Raw genomic sequence first — 5,696 nt, forward strand, 5'->3', positions numbered from 1 at the left:
CGATCAATCGCGACGGGCGCAAGCGAACCGCATACGAGCTGCTGTCCTACCCGGAAATCGACCTTGCCCGGCTTCAGTCCATTTGGCCCGAAATTCGATCCATTTCTCCCGCCATTTCCGCGCAAATCGCCGCAAATGCGCGCTATTCGGTCTACGTCAAGCGCCAGGAAATGGACATCGCCGCCTTCCGCAAGGACGAGGGCATTGCGATCCCCGACGGCTTCCCCTTCTCTGCCTTGCCCGGGCTCTCGACCGAGCTTAGGCAGAAGCTCGAGCGGAACCGGCCCGAGACACTCGGCCAGGCGGCGCGGCTCGACGGCATGACGCCTGCGGCGCTCATGCTTCTCCTTGCCCACTTGAAGAGGGGTCCGGCCGCAAAGAGCGCCTGAGCATGGCAAAGGTTAACGCGTCCTTTACCGTCCGTGGACCCCAGGAGTTCGCCGAAGCCTTTAAAGTTCCACGTGAAACAATCCACAGGCTGACGCGCTACGCGGAGCTCCTGGCCCTCTGGCAAAAGCGCATCAATCTCGTCGCCCCTTCCACCCTCGATGAACTTTGGTCGCGCCACTTCGCCGACTCCGCTCAACTCTTGAGCCTTGCGCCGGATGCGCGACTCTGGCTGGATCTTGGCTCAGGGGCAGGCTTTCCCGGGCTCGTGATTGGCATCGTCCAAGCCGGGACGCCTCATTTCCGCATGCATCTCGTCGAGAGCAACCACAAGAAATGCGCCTTCCTCGCCGAAGTCGCACGCGCGACCGAGGCCCCTGTGGACATCCATCCCATGCGTATTGAAGACCTCGCCGAAAGCGCTCAAAGCCTGACGCCTGACGTGGTCAGCGCGCGCGCTCTTGCGCCGCTCCCCCGTCTCTTCGAGTTGGCAGCGCCGTTCTTTGGGGAAAGGACCAGGGGGCTGTTCCCGAAAGGTCGAGAGGCCGAGGCCGAAGTCGATGCCGCGCGCGAAGGCTGGACGTTCTCTTCCCGCCTCCATCCGAGCCTGACCTCGCGCGACTCCAAGATCGTCGAGGTGACGGCGCTTTGTCCCCGGGCCAGGACGAAGGGTGACAAACCATGAGCACCTTTCCCGTGAGCGCTTTCGCGCCGCGCCGCGCCCGGGTGCTCGCTCTCGCCAACCAGAAAGGCGGCGTCGGCAAGACCACGACCGCGATCAACCTCGGCACCGCGCTCGCCGCCGTCGGCGAACGGGTTCTCATCATCGATCTCGATCCGCAAGGGAACGCGAGCACGGGCCTCGGCGTCGAGCAACGCCCTGTCTCGACCTTTGATGTCTTAAGCGGCGCCGCGACCATCGCCGATGCGCGCGTCGCCACGCACGTGCCGCGCCTCTCGATCGTGCCCGCCACCATCGACCTCATGGCCTTCGAGCGCGAGGCCGCGGCGTCAAGCGGCAAGCACTATCGCCTGCGCGATTGCCTCGCCGCGATGAGCGCCTCCGAGGACCCCGAAATCGCCACGAGCTACGTTCTGATCGACTGCCCGCCTTCGCTCAATCTTCTCACCGTGAATGCGCTTGCAGCGGCCGACGCCGTGCTCGTGCCGCTGCAATGCGAGTTCTTTGCGCTCGAAGGTCTCGCCCAGCTCTTGAGCACTGTCGAGGAGATCAGGGTCCGGCTCAACCCGAAGCTTCAGATTCACGGCGTGGTGCTCACCATGTACGACCAGCGCACCAGCCTGTCGGACCAGGTGGTGCAGGACGTGCGCCGTGTCCTCGGCGAGAAAGTCTATGCGACAATCATCCCGAGGAACGTGCGCGTGGCCGAGTCGCCGTCGCACGGGAAGCCGGTGCTGCTTTACGACTATCGCTGCTCCGGCAGCCAGGCCTATATCAGGCTCGCCTCCGAGGTGATCGAGCGCGAGCGGCGGATACGTGCGGCGTGATCATCTATCGGCGGATAAACGGGAAGGAGACTGCCATGTCGGCGGGTGTGCAAAGGAACAGGCTGGGGAGGGGTTTGGCCTCGCTCATCAGCGCGACCACCGAAGACCAGCGAAGTCTGCCGCTAGCGGCGCTCAAGCCCGGCAGGTTCAATCCGCGGCGCAATTTCTCGCAAGACCAGCTTGAGGAGCTTGCCGCCTCGATCCGCGAGCGCGGTCTGGTGCAGCCGCTCGTGGTGCGCCCGTCGATGAGCGAAACGGACAGCTACGAGATCGTCGCCGGCGAGCGGCGCTGGCGCGCGGCTCAGCTCGCCAATCTGCATCAAGTGCCGGTCATCGTGCGCGAGCTGACCGATCAAGAGGCGGTCGAGGTCGCCATCATCGAGAACGTCCAGCGCGAAGACCTGAACGCGATCGAGGAAGGCGAGGGCTATAAGCTCCTGATGGACGGCCACGGCTATACCCAGGAAGACCTCGCCAAAGTTATCGGCAAGAGCCGGAGCCACCTTGCCAACACGCTTCGCCTCCTCAAGCTGCCCGAGGATGTCCAGGAGCTCGTGCGCAGCGGTGCGCTGAGCGCGGGTCATGCCCGCGCGCTCATCGGGCGCCCCGATGCCTCCGCTCTCGCGGCGCGGATCGTTAACGAAGGGTTAACGGTGCGCCAAATTGAGGCATTGGTTAAGGATGCGGTAACCAAGCCTAAGCGCGATAAGCCGCGCAAGGACGCCGACACCAGGGCGGCCGAGCAGGAACTCGCAGAAGCGCTCGGGCTCGGCGTCGAAATCAGGCGCAAGGGGAAGGAAAAGGGCGAACTCAGGATTCGCTATACGAACCTCGACCAGCTGGAGGACCTGCGCTACCGCCTCCTGCGCAAGCCCGGCCGTTAGCAGCTAGGCGATGGCGAGGAACTCTTCGGCGCGATAGAGCGATTTGAACGGGATGCCGGCGGCCGCATAAAGGTCCGAGGCCCCCTCGCCCCGGTCGAGGATCGACAGCACGAGGACGACCTTGGCGCCCGCCTCGGTGACGGCCCTCACCGCTTCCATCGCCGAGCCGCCGGTCGTCGTCACGTCTTCGAGAATCACCACTGACTTGCCGGCAATGTCGGCGCCGTCGACGCGCTTCTTGGTGCCGTGGTCCTTGACCGCCTTGCGCACGAAGAAGCCTCGGAGGTGGCGCCCGTGGTCGAGGCTCTTCATCGCCACCGGCGCGATCAGCGGCACCGCGCCCATCTCGATTCCTCCCACGCACTCGGCATCGACGCCGCGTAGCTCTTGCAGGATGAGCTCGGCGAGCAGCGACGCTCCGTCGGGATCGAGCATCGCCGGCTTCATGTCGAAATAGAAATCGCTCTCGCGGCCCGAGGCGAGGATGACCTTGCCCCGCCTGAAGGCGCGCTCCTTGAGCAGCATGAAGAGCTTGTTGCGAAGCTCAAGGCTTGAGTTGCGCTGGTCCATGTTGGCCCTGGCCTCCGTTCGCCCCAAGCATCGCATGGAAGGAGGCCGGCGCGTCAAATTTTCGAATTGAGCGCCAGAAGGAGGCGCTCGGTGAAGGCGCCTTCGAGCTCCGGCGAGCGGCGCGTGCGCCGGATCGTTTCCTGGATCAAGGGAAGCAGGTGCGAGAGCCGGGTCGCGCCGAGCCGCCGGCAGTGCGCGAGGAACTCCGGTTCGCGCTTGAAATGCGGTCGCGGTCTGAGCAGCCTGATCGCCTCCTCGGCGCTTTGGCCTTCGGCCTGCGCCGCGGCCACCTTGTGCAACTGGGTGAAGTGGCGGGCGAGCGCGATCAGGGCCGCTTGCGCTTCCGTGCCGGAGGCAGCGAGACGTTGGAGCTCGCGCAGGGCTTGGGCGGAGTCGCCGCCGCTTGCCGCATAGACGAACGTCTCGAGCGCGGTCTCGGCCGCGTCGCCCACGATCGAATCGATGTCATCGTGGGTGACCGCCGTTTCGCCTGTCGCGTAGAGCGCGAGCTTCGTCACCTCCGAGCGTGAGAGCGCCTGATCGGCGCCGAGCCGCGTCATGAGATAGCGTCGCGTTTCGGCATCGATGCGAAGCCCGGCCTCTGCAAGCTCGGCATCGATGAGAGACGCGAGCCCGCGCTCGTCGCCATAACAGGGCAGCGCCGCCGCGGCCTTGGTCGTCTCGAACAATTTTCGCAGTGCCGAGTCGGGACGGAGATTGCCCGCCTCGACGATGAGCGCGTTGTCGAAGGGCGAGGCGAGCAGGGCTTTCAGCCATGGCACGTCGAGTCGCGCTCCCGCCGTGATCCTCACGACTTGGCTCGCGGCGAACATCGGACGCGTGCGCAGCTCGACTTCGAGGCGCGTCGGATCTTCCGCGAGATCGCGATCATCGAGCCGCACGATCTCGGCGCCGCCTTTGTCGCGCCGGGAGAAGGTTGCGGCGAGCGCGGCTGCGCGCTCGCTGACGAGGCCGGCGTCCGGACCGTAAAGCAGCACGGCGCGGCACGACGGGTCGGGTGACTTGAGGAAGCTCGCGACGGCTGAAGCCTTGTAGGCGACCATGGCGGAGAAAGTAGGAGCGCGAAGAAGGCGCCTCAAGCGCGAAGAGAACGCCTAGGCCGTCGTGGCGAGATAGGAAGCGATCCTCGTCTTGATGCTTTCGGCCACGGTGCGCGCCGCGCGGTTCTCCGCGTCGTAGCGCGCGCGGACGTTGGCGAAGATCTCCTGGAAGCGGTTGTAGGGCGCCCGCGAGATGGCGGTTCCGGCGAGCACGACCGTGCCGTTCGTCGAGTCGATCAGTTTGTAGGTCGCGTTCAGCTGGTACACTTGGCCGGTGGCGTCGCCGGTAATCTGCACGAGCTGATCGGTGACGCTCTCCCTGATGGCGATTTCGAGCCGATAGCGTTGCGGCCCTGGCGTGCCGCCGCCGGTATTCTCGAAGATAAGCTCGTTGCGGACGCGCTGTCCGACGCGACCCGGGATCGGATTGACGTCGATCCCCGCCATCACCTCCGTGAGTCTGGCGCCGCTCGCGGTGGTGCCGCCGTAAAGCGGCTGGAAGCCACAGCCGCCGAGCGTCGCGGCGGCAGCGCAAAGCGCAACCGCTATGGCAAGCCTAGGCCACCACATTGACGATCCTCTGCGGTACGATCACGACCTTCTTGACTTGACGTCCCCCGATGGCGCGAACGACATTGTCGAGCTTCAGCGCCGCAGCTTCAATATCTTCCTTTGCGGCGTCACGCGCAATCGTCAATTCATCCCGCCTTTTGCCGTTCACCTGGACCGCGATGGTTATGGTCTCCTCGACCAAGAGGGCCGAATCCGGCTTCGGCCAAGGCTCCTCGGCCACGAGCCGCCGATAGCCGAGAAGGGCCCAGCACTCCTCGGCAAGGTGCGGCATCATCGGGGCGGAAATGCGGGTGATCAGCTCGGCAGCCTCGCGAATCGCGTAGCGGAGCCCCGAATCGGGTTCGTTGCCGGCGTTCTGCAGGGCCGTGGAAAGGGCGTTGGCAAGCTCGTAAATCTGGGCCACCGCCGTATTGAAGCGAAGCCGCTCGATGGCGCTCGTGACCGCCGCCACGCTTCGATGGGAGGCTCGCCGCAGCGCCTCGGCTTCAGGACTAAATTCCTGTGGCGGTTGGGTCCCAAGCGGCGCACCCTTGCCTGCCGCCTCGCGCACCAGCCGGTACACGCGCTGGACGAAACGGTGTGCGCCCTCGACGCCTGCTGTCGTCCATTCGATGTCCCGCTCGGGCGGCGTGTCCGACAGCATAAACCAGCGCGCGGTGTCCGCGCCGTAGGCCTGGATGATGCTGTCGGGATCGACCACGTTCTTCTTCGA

7 protein-coding genes and 1 pseudogene are annotated in these 5,696 nt (G+C 65.3%); 4 read left to right on the forward strand and 4 right to left on the reverse strand.

Annotated features, from left to right (window positions below; translation table 11 throughout):
* From VFB18_RS10525 to VFB18_RS10540, 4 genes and pseudogenes are all read left to right on the forward strand, one after another.
* A pseudogene (locus tag VFB18_RS10525) lies at positions 1-389 on the forward strand (tRNA uridine-5-carboxymethylaminomethyl(34) synthesis enzyme MnmG); the annotation flags it as partial.
* A 2-nt stretch (positions 390-391) separates the two neighbouring features.
* A complete protein-coding gene (gene rsmG / locus VFB18_RS10530) occupies positions 392-1,072 on the forward strand; it encodes a 16S rRNA (guanine(527)-N(7))-methyltransferase RsmG (RefSeq protein WP_324974644.1) in 681 nt (226 codons plus the stop codon).
* The gene (locus tag VFB18_RS10535) at positions 1,069-1,896 is read left to right on the forward strand and encodes a ParA family protein (protein WP_324974647.1); all 828 of its coding nucleotides are present in this window, start codon (positions 1,069-1,071) and stop codon (positions 1,894-1,896) included. The genes rsmG and VFB18_RS10535 overlap by 4 nt, the downstream gene beginning before the upstream one ends.
* A gap of 35 nt (positions 1,897-1,931) precedes the next feature.
* Complete coding sequence (locus VFB18_RS10540) at positions 1,932-2,780, forward strand: ParB/RepB/Spo0J family partition protein (RefSeq protein ID WP_324974650.1); 849 nt, start codon at positions 1,932-1,934, stop codon at positions 2,778-2,780.
* A 3-nt stretch (positions 2,781-2,783) separates the two neighbouring features.
* Here VFB18_RS10540 and pyrE read toward each other — a convergent pair whose 3' ends face one another.
* The 4 genes from pyrE to VFB18_RS10560 all read right to left on the reverse strand — a co-directional run.
* Positions 2,784-3,350: an orotate phosphoribosyltransferase gene (pyrE, locus tag VFB18_RS10545; RefSeq protein WP_324974654.1), complete on the reverse strand. Its 567-nt coding sequence runs from the start codon at positions 3,348-3,350 to the stop codon at positions 2,784-2,786.
* Between the two features lie 53 nt (positions 3,351-3,403).
* Positions 3,404-4,450 carry a DNA polymerase III subunit delta gene (gene holA, locus VFB18_RS10550; RefSeq protein ID WP_324974657.1) on the reverse strand — a complete coding sequence of 349 codons (1,047 nt, stop codon included), beginning with the start codon at positions 4,448-4,450 and terminating at the stop codon, positions 3,404-3,406.
* 15 nt (positions 4,451-4,465) lie between these two features.
* Positions 4,466-4,981, reverse strand: a complete 516-nt coding sequence (gene lptE, locus VFB18_RS10555; RefSeq protein ID WP_324974660.1) for an LPS assembly lipoprotein LptE — start codon at positions 4,979-4,981, stop codon at positions 4,466-4,468.
* Positions 4,968-5,696: class I tRNA ligase family protein (locus tag VFB18_RS10560; RefSeq protein ID WP_324974663.1), on the reverse strand; the 729-nt coding region annotated here is incomplete at its 5' end. The genes VFB18_RS10560 and lptE, both read right to left, overlap by 14 nt.

The organism is Methyloceanibacter sp. (assembly GCF_035650995.1).
Lineage (GTDB): Bacteria > Pseudomonadota > Alphaproteobacteria > Rhizobiales > Methyloligellaceae > Methyloceanibacter.